The sequence below is a fragment of the Pseudomonas sp. KNUC1026 genome (assembly GCF_021650705.1).
Lineage (GTDB): Bacteria > Pseudomonadota > Gammaproteobacteria > Pseudomonadales > Pseudomonadaceae > Aquipseudomonas.
Genome location: NZ_CP087138.1, coordinates 194,204 through 209,977, shown reverse-complemented (window position 1 = coordinate 209,977; position 15,774 = coordinate 194,204). Strand labels below are relative to the sequence as shown.

19 protein-coding genes and 2 pseudogenes are annotated in these 15,774 nt (G+C 62.5%); 3 read left to right on the top strand and 18 right to left on the bottom strand.

The window, feature by feature from the left end; genetic code table 11:
- Window positions 1-9: 9 nt before the first annotated feature.
- From LN139_RS00710 to LN139_RS00700, 3 genes are all read right to left on the bottom strand, one after another.
- Window positions 10-741 carry a hypothetical protein gene (locus tag LN139_RS00710; protein WP_236357938.1) on the bottom strand — a complete coding sequence of 244 codons (732 nt, stop codon included), beginning with the start codon at window positions 739-741 and terminating at the stop codon, window positions 10-12.
- A 230-nt stretch (window positions 742-971) separates the two neighbouring features.
- The gene (locus tag LN139_RS00705; RefSeq protein WP_236357936.1) at window positions 972-1,961 is read right to left on the bottom strand and encodes a YagK/YfjJ domain-containing protein; all 990 of its coding nucleotides are present in this window, start codon (window positions 1,959-1,961) and stop codon (window positions 972-974) included.
- A 335-nt stretch (window positions 1,962-2,296) separates the two neighbouring features.
- Window positions 2,297-2,527, bottom strand: coding sequence for a helix-turn-helix transcriptional regulator (locus tag LN139_RS00700; protein ID WP_236357935.1), 231 nt, complete (start codon window positions 2,525-2,527; stop codon window positions 2,297-2,299).
- Between the two features lie 539 nt (window positions 2,528-3,066).
- On the opposite strand from LN139_RS00700, the gene LN139_RS00695 reads away from it, so the two are divergent.
- Together LN139_RS00695 and LN139_RS00690 are read left to right on the top strand one after the other, a co-directional pair.
- Entirely contained in the window at window positions 3,067-3,645 is a 579-nt protein-coding gene (locus tag LN139_RS00695; RefSeq protein WP_236357933.1) for a hypothetical protein, read from the top strand.
- Window positions 3,646-3,665: 20 nt separating this feature from the next.
- A complete protein-coding gene (locus LN139_RS00690) occupies window positions 3,666-3,917 on the top strand; it encodes a hypothetical protein (RefSeq protein ID WP_236357931.1) in 252 nt (83 codons plus the stop codon).
- A 440-nt stretch (window positions 3,918-4,357) separates the two neighbouring features.
- On the opposite strand, the gene LN139_RS00685 is transcribed toward LN139_RS00690, so the two are convergent.
- Both LN139_RS00685 and LN139_RS00680 read right to left on the bottom strand, forming a co-directional pair.
- A complete protein-coding gene (locus LN139_RS00685) occupies window positions 4,358-5,530 on the bottom strand; it encodes a cellulase family glycosylhydrolase (protein ID WP_236357929.1) in 1,173 nt (390 codons plus the stop codon).
- A complete protein-coding gene (locus tag LN139_RS00680) occupies window positions 5,523-5,726 on the bottom strand; it encodes a Com family DNA-binding transcriptional regulator (RefSeq protein WP_236357927.1) in 204 nt (67 codons plus the stop codon). The genes LN139_RS00685 and LN139_RS00680 overlap by 8 nt, the downstream gene beginning before the upstream one ends.
- Before the next feature lie 120 nt (window positions 5,727-5,846).
- Here LN139_RS00680 and LN139_RS00675 point away from each other — a divergent pair, with 120 nt between their 5' ends.
- On the top strand, window positions 5,847-6,152 hold the full coding sequence (locus tag LN139_RS00675) for an NIPSNAP family protein (protein WP_236357925.1): 306 nt from the start codon (window positions 5,847-5,849) through the stop codon (window positions 6,150-6,152).
- A 97-nt stretch (window positions 6,153-6,249) separates the two neighbouring features.
- Here LN139_RS00675 and LN139_RS00670 read toward each other — a convergent pair.
- The 13 genes and pseudogenes from LN139_RS00670 to LN139_RS00615 all read right to left on the bottom strand — a co-directional run bounded on the left by LN139_RS00670 (window position 6,250) and on the right by LN139_RS00615 (window position 15,706).
- A pseudogene (locus LN139_RS00670) lies at window positions 6,250-6,515 on the bottom strand (hypothetical protein).
- A complete protein-coding gene (locus LN139_RS00665) occupies window positions 6,512-6,910 on the bottom strand; it encodes a hypothetical protein (RefSeq protein WP_236360189.1) in 399 nt (132 codons plus the stop codon). Before LN139_RS00665 ends, LN139_RS00670 begins: the two are co-directional and overlap by 4 nt.
- Window positions 6,910-7,350 (bottom strand): lysozyme, encoded by a 441-nt coding sequence (locus LN139_RS00660; protein ID WP_236357923.1) that lies wholly within the window; start codon window positions 7,348-7,350, stop codon window positions 6,910-6,912. Before LN139_RS00660 ends, LN139_RS00665 begins: the two co-directional genes overlap by 1 nt.
- A 61-nt stretch (window positions 7,351-7,411) precedes the next feature.
- On the bottom strand, window positions 7,412-7,870 hold the full coding sequence (locus LN139_RS00655; RefSeq protein ID WP_236357921.1) for a hypothetical protein: 459 nt from the start codon (window positions 7,868-7,870) through the stop codon (window positions 7,412-7,414).
- Entirely contained in the window at window positions 7,843-9,003 is a 1,161-nt protein-coding gene (locus LN139_RS00650) for a glycine-rich domain-containing protein (RefSeq protein ID WP_236357919.1), read from the bottom strand. Before LN139_RS00650 ends, LN139_RS00655 begins: the two co-directional genes overlap by 28 nt.
- A gap of 13 nt (window positions 9,004-9,016) precedes the next feature.
- Complete coding sequence (locus LN139_RS00645) at window positions 9,017-9,613, bottom strand: YmfQ family protein (protein ID WP_236357917.1); 597 nt, start codon at window positions 9,611-9,613, stop codon at window positions 9,017-9,019.
- Window positions 9,604-10,641 (bottom strand): baseplate J/gp47 family protein, encoded by a 1,038-nt coding sequence (locus LN139_RS00640; protein WP_236357915.1) that lies wholly within the window; start codon window positions 10,639-10,641, stop codon window positions 9,604-9,606. Before LN139_RS00640 ends, LN139_RS00645 begins: the two co-directional genes overlap by 10 nt.
- Window positions 10,634-11,032, bottom strand: a pseudogene (locus LN139_RS00635) (phage GP46 family protein); the annotation flags it as partial. The gene LN139_RS00640 and the pseudogene LN139_RS00635, both read right to left, overlap by 8 nt.
- Window positions 11,029-11,544, bottom strand: a complete 516-nt coding sequence (locus LN139_RS00630; RefSeq protein ID WP_236357913.1) for a phage baseplate assembly protein V — start codon at window positions 11,542-11,544, stop codon at window positions 11,029-11,031. The pseudogene LN139_RS00635 and the gene LN139_RS00630, both read right to left, overlap by 4 nt.
- On the bottom strand, window positions 11,541-12,644 hold the full coding sequence (locus tag LN139_RS00625) for a phage baseplate assembly protein (protein WP_236357911.1): 1,104 nt from the start codon (window positions 12,642-12,644) through the stop codon (window positions 11,541-11,543). The genes LN139_RS00630 and LN139_RS00625 overlap by 4 nt, the downstream gene beginning before the upstream one ends.
- Window positions 12,645-12,648: 4 nt before the next feature.
- Window positions 12,649-12,810 (bottom strand): hypothetical protein, encoded by a 162-nt coding sequence (locus tag LN139_RS25040; RefSeq protein WP_329610991.1) that lies wholly within the window; start codon window positions 12,808-12,810, stop codon window positions 12,649-12,651.
- Window positions 12,798-13,886 (bottom strand): DNA circularization protein, encoded by a 1,089-nt coding sequence (locus LN139_RS00620; protein ID WP_329610990.1) that lies wholly within the window; start codon window positions 13,884-13,886, stop codon window positions 12,798-12,800. Before LN139_RS00620 ends, LN139_RS25040 begins: the two co-directional genes overlap by 13 nt.
- Complete coding sequence (locus LN139_RS00615; protein WP_236357909.1) at window positions 13,886-15,706, bottom strand: phage tail tape measure protein; 1,821 nt, start codon at window positions 15,704-15,706, stop codon at window positions 13,886-13,888. The genes LN139_RS00620 and LN139_RS00615 overlap by 1 nt, the downstream gene beginning before the upstream one ends.
- Between the last annotated feature and the right edge of the window lie 68 nt (window positions 15,707-15,774).

The following is a 15,774-nucleotide window of genomic DNA, read 5'->3' as shown; positions in this document are numbered from 1 at the left end:
GACTCAGCACTAGCAGATGCCTCGCCACAGCTCATCGGACTCGACAACAGCTATAAATCGGCCAGCAGTAAACCCGCGAGGAAACAATGAATCCCGAGCCCCCTCGCCAAGCTCATCCACGGGCCGGAGAAGATGCTGCTCGTCACGCAGAATGACCTCAAGTGCCTCACTAGATACCACTCTGAACCCATCGACTGATTGCCCATCAAGCTCAATGGAGGTATCGACGATCCAGGCCTGCAGATCCGCTTCAGGCTGCTGACCGCGATAACCCAATCTGGCGCACAGCTCTTGATCAGCCATCAGCGCACTAAGTACCGCAACCTGCTTGCGCCGTAACTGCCAGGTGGCCTTGCGTAACGTGTTGGTACGATGCAGCCAGACTTCATGGGCGGTCGAGCAGATATACCCCGACTTGACCTCTAGGAGCAGCACTGCGCCATCCTGGTGGCAGATCAGATCAAACTCGCCGGCATCGTCATCTTCGGTCGCCAATGGTCGATAACCCACCTCAACAGCAAAGCCGCGCTGCCTAAGGCTCTCGGCCAGCGCCACTTCTACTCGCTGAGTTTCTGCCTGCATGTCGGCCCGACGAGCTTTTACCCGTCGAAAGTTATTGTTGGCCGCCATCAGGTTGTTCTTTTGCGCGCCAACCCAGGGAAACTGAAAACTGTAGCGGCCGACTTTGTAGAAAGGCTGCTCGTACAGGCCCAGCGCAGGCGTGCGAGGCTGCAGCTTCAATTACTTAGAAAGCGACTTTAGGTCGCTGGTCCAGAACGCGAGAATTGCCTTGGCCGAGTCAGCGCTGCCTTTCGGATGTTTCTCGCAGACAGTCCAGCGTTCTCCTTTCTCTGCCCCCAAAATCCCCTTCAGTCATAAATTCCTGGGCGGAGCCTAAACCATCGGTAGTCCATGACTCCATCGGCATCACCAGCGCGGGCCGGAACTACCAAACCAACCCGCCTGATGAGTTACGCCCACCGGGCAATGGGTCGATTAGTCGTCCCGCGCGCCTTCTTAGCCACGCCTTTACGCAAGCAACGAACGCCCTCAGGCTTGAGCCGCAGGTGCTGGTCATTCTTGACCAAGTAACGCATGGCGTGGTGCACGTTAGCCCGAGCATGCAGATCTCGCCTGTGGATTAGGCCAATCCCCAGCCTGTCTTGATGTTTATCTTTTTCGAGATTGCAGTTGTTGAAGCAGCCCTGACCACGGGTGATGCGCTGCCACAGCTCTCCGATCCGCTGTGCCCTGTAGATGTCGGCACTCACTTCCGCGCCGTTGAAGAAGAAAGCAGCATGGATGTGATACCCACGATCCTCGCCTTGTTCAACGCTGCAGATGTAGCCGGTTTCATTATCGAAAATCAGGTTACGTTCACGCTCAGCAATCAACCGGTTCAGGTCGTCGAATACGTGCTCCACACGCAACCTAGCTTGGGCCTCAGTTCGGTAATACAGATCAACCCTGACTACGCAGGTACGGGCATAGCGATCAAGCACGGCATCAACGTAGCGGCCTACCTCGATCTCTTGCTGAATCGCCTGGTAGCGCTGGTCGTGTTCCCTACGCTTGAATCTCTTTTGGGTGAGGAGAGTTCGGATGCTCTTGGTCAGCTCATTCAGCGCCTCGCTGATGCTCAGATAGCGTGTTCCACTCTCGTTCAAGCAGGTAATGCCAAAGGGACTGCGCTCAACCCCAATGGCCTGGCAGGCTTCCTGAAAAAGGCTTAATTGCCAGCTGCGCTGGTAGTCCGCATCACAATCGAACAGTGCGACCATCTGCACGATCCCATCGAAGTATTTTGACAGTCTAGTTTCACTGATCTGCTCATTTCCATGCTTCGAGTATGTGACTCGGTAGGCTAGGCAATCTGTACGCTGGATGGCTTTGATGAGGCGCTCAATCCGGATAGCAGTATCGGACTGAGATCGAGGGGTGTTGGTATTTCGTTCGGTCATGGTTGTGTACCTGATTGGTGATCTCGCATACCAGGTACGTGTTGTGTATTTTTTAATCGATAACCTAACCAATGGGCAGGATGATAGAGCTCGTGTTGCCGTTAGAGCTCAGCCTATTGAGTGGTTATAAACAGATAGCCTGAGCTATATAACTAGATCCCGACGCAAGCCCCAGCGGCCATCCCAGGCTGGCCAGGCAATGGGGAGCAACATTGCCGAACCTGCCGAGAGATTCACCGAGTTTCCTCCTGGGAGAGTTAGCTGAGAGCGCTGGGCTTTCCAGCGGCATAAACTCCATGACCAGCCTTAGCCGGTCATGGCGCAGATGGTCATTTTTAGCTAGCCACGCTTAAGTGGTTGGTCGGGCGCAACGCAGCCCCATCAGCCAAGTCCCGCTCCTCGATCCTTGCCAGGATCCAGTCATGCACTTCGCTGTCGACCCAGCCGACGCAGCGGTCGCCCAGTGACACCGGTTTCGGGAAGGTGCCTTCCGCGATGTATTTGTAGATGGTCGACCGGGCAAGGCCTGTCGAGTCTATGACTTCTTTCAGACGGATGATCCTCATGAACGGGGCTCCTCGTAATCGTTCAGAGGATTGGCAGAGCCGGTAAAAAAACACTGAAGAACTGATCCGCGGGCGCTCCTACAGTGCACCTTCAAGCTGTGAACGTACATGCGTACAGCGCTCTGGTCCCGAGCGCTGACTCAGACCCTAGTCCACCTTGAGACTACCCGACCTAACTCAGAAACCGCCCGGACTCACGCCACGCCCAGCAGAACATCCGGCTTGAGTTTGTACATCAGACCAGTCTCCCCAGATGCACTTTCACCCGCCTGAGCGTGGCTAGCAAAGCCATGCTTCCAATAACGGCGTCTCGCCCTGAGCTCTCCTATTGCACAAGGGAAAGCTAAAAGAGACTCTGTAGCCTGTAATAACCTCAATAAACCCCAATGAAATCTCGAGATAACTAGAAAATATGATTCTAGAATCTCCGTAGAATACTTATAGAAATCAGTAAGAATCCATTTAGAACAGTTATAGAATCAACGTAGAATCATCTAGATTTTGCCACCATAGCCACCCCTAGATCTGGATGAGATGACATGGAAATCAACAATCGCGCACGCAATAAGGATGCGGACAGGTTGAGCGAGCTCCTCCAAGAGCCTCATCAAAACCATCGCCACGACATCTGGTTGTGGCTGTTCCTCAACTACTACAGAGAGGCCAGGCTTGATCTCAGAACCTGCAACGGCCTCACCATGCGTGACGAGATAGCCAGGGCCCTGAGGAGCCAGAGGTTCTTCCAGTCCCGCATCCCTAGACAGAAGGACCGATTCCTACTTCCAAACGAAAAGCTGGACTGGATCGAAGAGGATGAACGGCAGCACCGGTGGCTGATCCGCGAGATCGAACAGATGACTGACCTGCGCCTGCATCGCGGCCTAGTCCACCTCACTGGCAGGGATCGCCTCATCGCCATGGTCGACCTTTGGGATGTCGATATTGCTGAGAAGGCGTCCAGGTCGATGACCTTCACCGGGACTGGCGTAGGCACAAGGCGAAGGACGTCGAGTTCGAGTGGTTTGCTGATAAAAAGGAGAGCGAAAGGCGCTGTGCTTGCGCCTGGGAATGGCTTGAGAAGAAGCATCTGTCACCGCTATCCAGGCAAGCGCCAATAGGCAACCACCAAGAACTGCTGATGTTCTTCGACCATGCTGATGTAGGCCGTTACGAACGGGCGGCGATGATTCGAGAGATCAAGAAGCGATGGGCCCGTAAGCAGTTCGACGAACGCGCCGCAGACAAGAAGCAGGTCAACGTCATGCTCTCAAAAGCGGTGATCGCTCAGCTTGATGCGCTAGCTGAGACACATCGCGTGAAACGCTCTCAAATCATTGAGAACCTAGTGAGGATGGAGGCTGACGCTGGCTTATACCTCGCCGATGTCTAAATACCGTTCCACCGGCAGAGACCGCGAGGCCAGCCACAAGGAGCGCTACGGGATGCTGAGCTAAAAATCCAGCCACTCGGTATTCCAAAAGGTATTCCAGTTAAATATCAAACCAGACTTTTCTAATATATTACAACAAGATAGCTAATCGTTTCAGATTACCCCGGCCCACCAAACAAAGCTTCACAAAAAAGGCACTGAGCGAATCTCGCCAGTGCCTTTTTTGTGTCCAGAATCAGAGCAAGCGCCGGGCCATGCCCATATCGGCCAATGCATCACACGGTCAAGTGGCATGCGTGCACAGGGCGGGCCACCCAAGGCCCCCAAACCCATCTTCTACAGCCTGATACAAATACTCACGCCAACAGACGAGCACAAATCTACACCTAAAAAAAACCCCAGGCCTGCGCCTGGGGTAACGCATGTGAAACACCCCGCGATCAAGAAGCCGAGTAGTTCCAATGGCTAAGCCTCTGAGCGAAGTACGGGGTCACCATAGTCACCGTTGCAGCCTGGTCAGAACGCTCAAGGCTCATTTTCTCGGTGTCCGAGCCCGGGCCGGTAATCCACAGCGTGGCTGGCACTTTCTCGACCTTCATCTTTTCCAGCAGGTTCTTCAGCGCCGTTCGCCCGGCATCGGTGCCAGGAATGCCCACCTCTCCAATGTACATAGCCATTTTGTTGTTGCTGGCGTATGTGAACATCGGGCCGAACACCGTATCGGTGAACACATTGGCCGCGATCTTGGTGTTGTCGCCGGCGTAGGTACCGCTGGAGCTGTTGTCCACGTCGCCGTACCCATGCACCTCCCAGACAATGGCTTTTGCCGGATCGACGATCTGCGATTGCAGGTCGGCGGAATAATCCGCCCAGCTCCGCGCGCTTGCATAGTGAAGCCCACAGATGAAGACAGGCTTGCTGGAGCTGTTACGCAGGTATTTCAGCACCGTGTTCATCGTGTTGATGTACAGGGTCTTCATGCCGTCTTTGGTGATGTAGTCGGTGGCGCTGGCAATATCGGTGCGCTCGTAGGGTTCGTTACCCAGCCCCCAGCCCAGTACCATCGGATCGTCACAAGACTGGACCAGCTTCTGATGGAAGTTCGCCAGGTGAATTGCCGTCCAGGCGGCGCCACTGATGCTGTTGCTGTCGTTGATCAGAACCGGCTCGGTCGCTTTCCAGCGGTTACCTTGGTTACCCGCCTCATTGGCGGGCAACAACCGGCCGGTCATCTTGCCGTTGGCGGTCTCGTAACGCATCAGGCGCATGTAGTGGTGTGGGTCGGGGATGATCTTCGCTTCGCCGTTCGAATCTGCCCGAATCCACCCTAGCAGCTCTTTCCACTTGCTGACGAAGGTCGTGTCCAAGCTTGCGCCCTGCCCAGGCAAGCCTTCGTTGGTCAGGTTGATAGCGCGCTGCACTTCGAACGGGAAGCGGATCAAGCGCACGCCACGCTGTTTTACCCACAGGGTGATAGTGTCGCGGGTGGGCCAGAAATAATGAGTACCTGCCTCGCCGGGTACGATCTGGCGGGCGTTGGCGTGTGAGCCCAGGTTGATCCCCAACAGCGGGATGTTGGTCAGGGCGTTGATGCCAGTGCTGGAATTAGCCATGGAGTGATACCTCGTCATGAATAGAAGTTGAGGGCAGTCGAGCTGCTCTATCCACGCTCGGGGGCGTTTGCTCGGGGCTCGAGGCCTTCACGTGATTCAACGTCCCGCAGCGGGAACATTTGATCTGGAGCTCGGTGAAACTGCCGACCCGTGCCAGAAGCCGGGTGCATTTACCGCATCGGTAGTCTTTCAGCATTCTGTACACCTTGAATGTTTGTAGTGCCTGTTGTGTGTGCGACCGGGGCACACGCCGCCGGGCGGGCTCAAGAAGCGGGTAAGATCCTCTGCTGTTTCCCCAGCACTAAGGCCCGCTTCTGTGATCACCTGCCACGTCAAATACGTCATCGACCCGTATCAACTGCCCGCTTTCGAACGCTACTCAACCCAGTGGATAACCCTGGTCAAGCGCTTGGGCGGCCAGCACCACGGCTATTTCCTGCCGTCGGAAGGCGCCAATAACATCGCTTACTGCCTGTTCAGCTTCCCGAGCCTGGCCGACTATGAGCGCTATCGGCAGGTGTCGGCGGCCGACCCTGAATGCCAGGCCCTGGTGCAAGAGGCGACAGCACTCAAATTCATCATCAGCTATGAACGCAGCTTCCTGCGCCCGGTGTTGAGATAAGTGCCACCAGTAATTGCCCGTGGGAGGCCGGCTTGCCGGGCGACGTGCCGATCCGGAAGGCTCCGTCGCGCGGCAAGCCGCCCTCCCACCATTTCGATCACCGGCACGCCCCCAAAGCCGCCCGCAGCTCGCCTTCATATCCGATCCGCTGCCTGCGCTCGGCCAGCAGCGCCCGCACCTTCACCTCAAGGCTATCCCCTTGCGCAACCCACTGGCTGCCCAAGGCGGCGCCGTGACAGAAGGCGCCCGGCACGGCACCTGAACGGGCACTTCGACGCGCACCACCCGCGGCTCAGGCAAAACGGCGGGCTGAGTAGCGCAACCGGCCAGCACAACAGCCAGAGCCGCCACCCGCCATCTCATAACCCCAATTCCTGATCGATGATGGCCGCCGCAGCGGCTGCGGGGTCGCCTCCTGTGCGCTCTTGCTGAAGACGGTTCGCGGCCCGGTAGTCGGCTTCGGCCGCCTGATGCGCCTGGGAAACCGCTGCTCTGGCATCCATCGCCCGCTGCTGCTCGGCGGCCTGCAGGCTCTTGATCGCAAGGTTCTGCTCCCCGACCTGCCCTTCGAGCGAGCCACGGGTGATCTGGCAGCCTGCCAGTGCCTCCCCTGCCTGCGCAGCGTCACTTCGGGCATTGGCCAGCAACGGCCGGTAATGGCGGGCTGTGAGCCAGTACCCTACCGCCGTACCGATGCCCAGGCCTGTCGCAAGGATCAGTACGGCGACGGCGGGCAGCCATCTGCCCTGCCCCGGCATCACGCAGGCGACTCGAACATGGCCCGTTCAGCGGCGCGGCGCGTTACCAGGCCCGGCAATACCCTGCCGCCCGCCCGCACCCAGCGGCCGAACTGCTCGGCAGCGGCAGCAGGCTCTCCGGTGTTGACCAACCGCAGCAAGGTGGAGCGAGCGAGATTGCCCTCACCCACGTTGTAGGTGAATGACACCAAAGCATCGAACTGGCCCTGGGTCAGCGGCACAGTGGCCAGCCGAGTGACCGCAGCCTCGACCCGGCTCAGGTCGTTCTGCAATCTTTGCTCGGCCTGCGCGACGGTGATAGTCATGCCTGCACTCACGCAACCAGTAGAGCCATAACCAATGGTCCACGGTTCGGCCCCTGTTCCGGGGTCGGGGTAGGCCCGCAAGTGCAAGCCTTCGGAGGACTTGATCAGATCAAGCCCTCTTGGGGACGTCTTCATGGATTTTCTCCAGGCATAAATAAACCCGCGCGAGGCGGGCCGGGATAGGCGGGCATGTGCGCTAGCGAATGGCTGCGGCAGCGATGAAGAGGTTATCGAGCGCCTTGTCGTTCAGTTTCAGCGCCTTTTGCAGGCTGGCTAACAAGGGCCAGTCTCGGCGCACTTGCTGGGCGTATTGCCATTGAATCTGAGTCGTTCTGCCTGCTTCGCCAGTCATGCCGTCCACAGCAGCCTGGGCCCGGTCCAGCAGGCCAGCATTCAGCATCGCCAAGCGAAGTTGCATCATGCTCACAAGCTCCGGCACGGAGGTGGCGGGGTCAATCACCCGCGCAGGTGCAAATGTCTCGCTGGTGTAGGTCCACCCCTCGGCAACATCCTGCTGCCCGTCACAACGAACCCAGACCAGGTCGGGGTGAAACAACGTAGCGATATCCGCCTCGGTTTCGAACAGTTCCATCACCACGCCTTGGTCGATACGTGCATATTTGGTCATCAGTAATACTCCCGGATCACGCAGCAACCGTTGCCGCCTTTGCCGCTGTTGTAGGCCGTTGTCGTGGAAACCGAAACAACGCCGCTGCCGCCGCCGCCCCGGTTGCCGTTGTTACCGTTGGCATTGATCGATTGAGCCTGGCCGCCGTAACCCATTGCCGAACGGCCGCCTGCACCGCCCTGGCTGGCAGAGCTTTGATAGGGGTTGTTCTGGCCATATGCGCCGTCCTCACCCGCACAGCTGGGAAAGACTCCATCAGTCGCGCCGCCACCGCCTACGCCGGCGGAACTGATGATGAGGTTGGTACTGGCGGCCACCGTGCGTGAACCACCCGCTCCACCCCACGCGGAAAGGTAGGTACCGAACGAAGAAGTGCCACCGGCGCTGCCGTTGGCTTGGCTGGCAGCGGCACCGGCTCCGATGGTGATCGGCACCCCCGCCGTGCGCATGGCGTCAGTCACGTCAATCAGCGAATGAGCATAACCACCCGCCCCTCCGCCACCGCCCACACAGGAATTGCCGCTGCTGAGCGCCACAGAGCCGCCGCCGCTGCCCCCGCCGCCCACCAGCTCAACCTCAACCCTGCGGACTTGCGCGATTGGGTAATAGGTGGTGGCGGCATCGAAGACCCACACACGCAGCAGCCGACCCTCGTTGACAGTGCCGCCAGTTGAGGACAGCAACAGCCAGGCATTTAGCGCTGAGCTGTACTGAACGGTAACGAAGCCGCCAACAGCAATTTCTCCGCCAATCAGAGCCGCGCCCGAGCTCGTGGTAATCGGCTTTGCTGCCACGCTGTCCGGCGCAAAGGTGGCCGGGCCGGTACTCGCCGTCTTGGCCTTGAATCGAAGAATCAGCCCGTCAGTCAACGCCGTGACCGTCTGGGTGTAAGCGGCCTTGTAGGTGTTGGCCGAACCCGTGTCGGTGGCGTAGCTCACCGTGCCCGATTGGATGATCTGGCAGATCGCGGTCAGCAGCTGGTCAACCTTGGCTTCCGCCGGGCTGAGCCCCGCCCCCGCAATCACGGCGAGGATTTCATCGGTGACCGCGTTGCCCCATTCCGATGGAATCAACGACCCCACCACACCGGTTACGGTGTTCTCATCCACAAACTTCCCATTGACCAACCCCACGTTGGCCACACTCTTCGGATAATCCATCTACTTGCTCTCCTCAGTCATAACGAATGTGCACCACGGTATGCGCCGGTGCGTAGCGGCGAATCAGGCACTCCAGGGCGCTGCCTGGGTTGACGCCGAAGCGTTCGCCCCAGTAGCTCACGCCGAAGCGCCGGCCAATGCGTTGGCGCCCGCCGGTGTTGAGTACCCACATGAATTGCACCTGCCAGGTGCCGAAATGCGCCTTGCCGAACCGCGCGCGGCCGAAGCGCGGGGCGCGGTATTGGGTGACGCGGGCGTCGGGGTAGCCCTGGCCCTTGGCGATGTTCACGAAGTACTCAGGTGTTTGGGCGCCGACGGCAGTGAGCCGCTGCTGCACGGCCAACTGGCGGTCGCCGAACGACGGCGAGTTGCCCAGGCAGGCATCCGGCAGCTGCATCACCGCTTCCCAGTCCGGCACCAGCTCGGTGACGCCGGCGGGGTCCATTTCGGCGCTCAGCGCCATCACGCGGGCGTCGACCCGCGCCAGTTCCTGGGCCAGGCCTGTGAGCACCACGCCCAGCTCCGGCACCCGCTCGCTGTCCCAGGCCGGGCCTTGCGGCAGCAGGGCCTTGAGTTGCTGCAGGTACTTGGCTGCGTTTCTCACTTCCATGTGATCACCCCCAGCGTAAGCAGCTGGTTGGCGTTGGCCGGCACATCGGCCACGGGGCTGGCCACTACGTTGTCGGTTTCGCCACGGGCGCTGCTCACTGCTTCGCGGATGTGGCTGATCAACAGGCCGTCGCCCAGGCCCGCCTCGCGGGCATGCAGGTCGGCAAGCTCTGCGGTGACCGCCGCGCGCACGGCAGAGGTGTCGGGGGTGAGCGTGATGCGGTAGTTCACCGGTTTGAGCAGCGGTGCCAGGGCGTACACCTCGGCCGTCACCGGCGCTTTGCTGTCGAGGTAGGCCTGCACGGTGGCGACCTCGTTGGCGTCCGGCACAATGGCGCTGTCGCCGTCGCGCACGAAGAACACGCCCACGGTGCCCGGCCCCATGTAGTTGCGCACGGTCCAGGCGCGGGTGACGCCAGCGCATTCCAGCGCCCAGGTCACGTAGTCGTCGGCGTCACCGCCGTGGGGGATCACCTGATAACTGCGGATCACCCGGGCGCGTAGCGACTCCACGCTTTCCTGATCGGTGCCGCCGGTGAGGCCCGGGGTGAGCACGGTGAACTGGTCGTCCACGCCGATCACCGGCTGCACCAGTGTCAGCACCAGCCCGGCGGCAGCGTTGCCCAGCGTGCCGCCGTCGACCGCTTCGAGCGCGGCGCTGTTGACGCCCTGCACAGTGGTGACCGCTGCCGCCACCCGGTACTGGCGGCCGTCGCTGGCTTGCAGCACACGGTCGGCGTCGAGCACGGCGCCGGCCGCAGCGTTGAAGCTGGCGCGGCCGCTGGCGGGTTTGGCGGCGATGCGCGCGGTGGCCAGGCGCAGCCGCGCCTGGCGTTCAAGGGTGGCTTCATCGGCGGTGTCCGGCAGGATCTGCCGGGCCGCCCAGCCGATGTAGCCATACAGCCCATAAGCGGCGCCGCTCAGCGCACGCGCCAGCACCTGCGCATCAGAGCGCAGCAGCGCGTCGCTGGCGAGGTCCGCCACGGTGCGGCTGATCAGCACCGGTAAAGTCGGGGTATCGAACGGCATAAAGCACCTGCCAGGTCGAATGAGGGGAAATGTCCAGGCGTTGGCCATCCGGCAAGGTCAGCGTTACGCCCAGGTTGAGGCGGTCGTTGCCGGCGCGGTCGGCGAGGATCTGCGCATCCAGCGCATGGCCGTCGTCCAGCAGCCACTGCAAGGCTTCGCGGGCATAGGCCACGGCGGCGTCGAGCGTTTCGGCGGTGAGCTTGCGCCGGCGCAGCAGCCACAACCGCGAGCCGATCCGGTCGCCGGCCACCTGCGGGAAGCTGTCGCCCCACCAGCCATAGCGTTCGGCGTCGTCCACCGGGTCGGCGGCGCTGGCGCGGCGCCAGGTGAACAGGCTGATCTCCACCGCGCGCTTGAGGCTGGCCTGGTCGTCGATCACCAATAAGGTCATGCGCCACCTCCGGCCACGGGCGGGCCGCTCTGGTCGCCGCCCGAGCGCACGCCGGTGTGCAGGTGCTTGATCTGGCTGACCCCACCGGCCACCTGATCACCCTGGCTGACGATGCTGCCGGTCTGGGTGATGCTCGGGGTGTCGATGTGCACGCCAGCGCTGGCGCGGATGTTGAGGGTGGCGGTGTGGATGTCGATGATGCGGCCGCGCTTGAAATGAATCGCGTCGCCTTCGTCCGTGTAGATCGCCACCTCCCCGGCTTGCAGGGTCTGCAGGCGATAACGGCGGTCGGCGACCACCACGACCACGCCGTGGGAGCGGTCGCCGCCCATGAAGGCGGCCAGCGCCTCGGCCCCGGGTTGCGGGCAACTGGTGAAGCCATAAGGCTCCAAATGCTCCATGCCGTCTTTCACCTCACCGGCGGTGAGGCGCATCTGCAGCGTTTGCAGTTTGCCGGTGGGCTTGGCCAGGGCCACCACGCCACGGGCGAACAGGTTCATCAATCGGTTCATGAAGGGGCTCCGTCGGGGGGCAACAAATGGCCGAACGCATCCTTGCCCGGCGCCTTGGGCGCAGGTTTGGGCGCGTCAGGCGCTTGAACGTAGGCATCCGGCGGCCCCACCCGCAGCGTGCAGGTGGTGCCGTTTTCGCTGAGCCGGTAGGTCACCTCGGCGATGAGCATGTCGCGGTCGAACCCCAGCAGCGGGTCCACCACCCGCACTAGCGTGTTGGGCAGCCACAACGCACCGTTGGCCTGGCGCCAGCCCTGCACCTGGTAGGTGGTTTCCAGGGCCTTGCCCAGGGCGGTGCCGCGCTCCCAATTGGCGCGGCCGGCGGCCAGCGCGTCGCTGAGCTGGCCGCTCTGCTGGATCAGCTTGACCCGCTTGCGCGTGACCCGAGGGTCGCTGGCATTGGCGTTGACCTCGTTGCTGGCCACGCCGAACGCCTGGTCGGTGCCGGCGCGCTGGCCGATCACCCGGTATTCGGAGAACACCTTGGTGAAATCCATCGCCGCCGTGGCGCCGAGCACGTTGCGGCCCAGCTCCAGGCTGTCACTGGCGCGGCCTGCACTGCCGGCCTTGGCCAGCACCAGCTGGCCCTGGGCGTTGTCGGTGCTGAACACCCGGTAAAGCGTGAGCAGCCGGTCGATGGAGGCAAAGGCCGTTTCGCCGGGCTGGAGGGTGTGGTCGGCCAGGCTCGCCGTGGCTTCGATTTCGCTGGTGGTCGCCACCCCATACTCGCCGGCGATTGCGGCGACGATGGCCTGCACGCTCTGGCCCTTCCACTGGCCCGGCCGGTTGATGGCGGCGCAGTCGCAGAGGTCGCCCGTGAGAGAGCGGCCGCTGATGCTGGCGGTGACTTTTTCGTGGTCGTAGCTGATGGGTGCGGCATCCACCCATCCGGTGATCACCAGCTCACCGCCGATGCGCAGCTCGCAGCGCGCGCCGGGCTGCACGGGCCGGGCAAGGTTCTGGCCGGGCCACTTCCAGGTGATGCCGATGGTGAACTTGCGCGCCTGGCACTCCAGGCTTGCGTTGATCTCGACCGAGGTCCAGCCGGCATAATCCAGGCCGTCGACGGTCAAGGTCACGGCCTTCGACGGGTCGGACATCGAGTTACTCCAATGCGAGTTGCAGGGGCACCGCCGGCACGAAGCCGGGGTGAGTGATCAGGTTGCGTTGCACGATTTCGCCCTCGCGGGTGGCATCGCCGAAGCGCCGATAGGCCAGCACCAGGGCCGGCAGGGTTTCCGGGGGCGTGACCGTCACCAGCTGCACACCGAGGCCGCCACGGCGGTGAGGTGGCGAACCATCTGCTGCCGCGCGGCGTTGATCAGCGGGTAATCGCTGGCATCGGCCTTGAGCGCGGCCTGCCAGAACACCGCGTCCAGCGCGTCGCGGGCGGCGATTACATCGTCGGCCACCGGCACCTCGGCGCGGGCGACCGGCTGGGCCACTTGTTGCTCCAGCGACGGCGCCGTGCCGAGCGCCACAGGCGTGGCCAGCACCGGCATCTGCGCGGCGGTGGCCACAGCCCGCGCCAGCAGCGCGCCTTGCACCAGGTCGGCGAACGCCTGGGCCGCTGCGGCGGTGTCGGCGCCACTGGCCTTGCTCACCGCGTCGATGCTGGCCGCGTCTTCGGCCTGGCTGGCCAGCGCCGCCACTGCGCCGCTGTAGCGCTCGAAGCGGGGCAGGCTGGCCTCGCTCAGCACGCCCTCGAACAGGCTGGCCAATGCTTCGGGCGCATTGATCAACATGTGCGCAATCGAGCGCAGCGAGCCGAGGGTTTCGGCCAGCGGCGCGAACTGCCGATTGATCGCGACGAACACACCGGCCAAGGCGTTTTCAAGGCCCAGCACGTTGATCCGCACGCTGTCGAGGGCGCCCATCGCGGCGTTGTACCGCGCCAGCGCCCCACGCCAGAAGCTCAGCGCAGCCAGCCCGGTGAGCCGGGCCGTGTTGGCGATGGCGGCGGGGTTTAGCAGCGGTGTGGCCGGGTAGAACTCCAGCTCGAAGCTGACCATGCCGCCTTCGGCACGGCTGTGCTTCATGCTGCCCACGCCCACCGTCACCGCCATGCGGCCCAGCCACGGGTGCACCAGGGTGCCTTCGCCCTCGGCCTCCAGCGCATCGAGCAGCTTGTCGCGCTGCGCGAAGCAATCCGGGCCGATGACGTAGGCGGTGACCTTGTGCACCCGCGCCACCTTGCCCATCGGCTCGGCGAAGGCTTCGTCACGCTTGGGGTATTGATGCAACTGCACCTTGCGCCCGATGGGCACGGAGGTGTTTTCGATCAGGAACTGCACACTGCGAAACGACGCCGGCAGCAGCCGTTCGCGCCAGGTATCGGCCATTATTGTTGCCCTCCAGACAAGGTGCGGCGGCCCACGTTGGTGGTGATCAGCAAACCGGGCTGGTCGCTGGTGGCGGCCATGGGGCGGATGCCCCGCGTGTCGCCTTCCAGGCGGATCGTCAGCTCACCGTTGAGGCGTGTGTTGCCGCCACCGGCAGAAAGCAGGTCGCCCGTGGGCGGAATGAGAAAGCGCTGGTTCATCTGCAACTGGCGCTGGGCAGCCAACTGTGGTGCGCCCGCCATCACGAACGCACCGTCCCCGGCGCCCATGCCCACACGCGGCGCCTGCGGCAGCCGGCCCGATTCATCCGAGCCAAGGCCCAAGGCGTTGAGCAGCGGCCGAACCTTGTCGACCAAGCCCCTGAAGTAGCCCAGGATCGGTTCCCAATGGCTGACGATCATGCCCAGCGGGCTGAAGTCGAACAGCAGCTTGAGAAACGACCAGGCGATGCCGGCATACTTTTGAATGCTGGCCCACAGGCCCTGGAAGAACGCACTGATCGAATCCCAGTTGGCCACGATCAGACCAGCCACCGCTGCAATACCCAAGCCGGTAAGCATCAGCGGGTTCAGCAACGCCCCTGTGCCAGCGACCGCCGAAAGCACCACCCGAAACGTTTGAAAGGCCATGCCTGCCGCCGCCAAGCCCTGTACCAGGGCCGGGTGGCTGCCGATGAAATCGCCCAGGCTGTCGATCAGCGGCACCAGCGCTGTAGCGGCGGCAGCCACCGCCGGCAACAACGCCTCACCAAACTTCACACTCACCGCGCCCAGCGCGCTGCGCATCATCGTCAGTTGGCTATCCGCCGTGCCGGCGCGAGCAAGGAAGTCCCGCTGCATGGCCCCGGCGTACTGCGAGGCATTGCCGGTGCGCGCCAGGTTGCTTTCAAGCAGCCCCAGGTTATTGAGCAGCGGTGTGATGGCCGCCGCCGAATCGCCGCCGAACAGCGTCGCCAGCAGCGCCGGTCGCTGATTGGCATCGGTTGCAGCCACGCGCCGCAGCACCTCCATCAGCGTGCCTTGGGCATCCTGTTGCATGCCCGCCGCCACGTCTTTGGAATCCAGCCGCAGCGCCTTGAACGCCTCGGCCTGTGCATCGGTGGCCGCGCCGCCCTGAGCCAGCGCCTGCATGAGTTGCCGGACGCCCACCCCAGCCTGCTCCTGCCCCACCCCAAGCCCGACCAGGGTCGCGCCCAATGCAGCGACCTGCCCTGCCACGTTGCCGGCCGCCCCTCCCAGCGGCCCGACGCGGTTGACGATGTCGAGAATCTGCTGGCCGCTGGCCCGGCCGTGATGGCCCAGGTCGGCGATCTGGTCGGCCAGCCCCAGCGCCTGGGCCTGGGTCATCTTGAACGCGGTGCGCCAGGCCGCCATCATCGCGCCGCTTTGCGCAGCGCTTTGGTCGAAGGCCAGCCCCATCTTCACCGCATCCTCGGCAAAGCCCACCAGCTCACCGCGGGCGATGCCCGATTGGGCACCGGCCGCGACCAGCTCGGTGATGTCCTTGGCCGCCGTGGGCACGCGCGTCGACAGCTTGAGAATGTCGTCACCCATGGCCTTGAACTGCGCCGGGGTGTCGAAGTGCACTGCCTTGCCCACCGCCACCATGGCGGTTTCGAACGCGCTCGCTGCTTGAACGCTGCTCACGAACGGCTTGGCCAGCTCGCCGCCGTTCAATGCGGCTTTGAGGCTCAGGCCGCTGAGCCCTGTGGCATCGATGTTTTTACGTAAGGTGGCGACCTTCTCGCTCATCGCCCCAAGCCTGGGCACGAGCTGGTCGACACCTGTAACAAGTGTTTTAAGCATTGATGTGTCGGCCATCACCCTGCCCCTGCCTGCTGCGTTGAATGGATGCGCTGGGCATGCGCCAGCGCTTCGAGTAGCACATC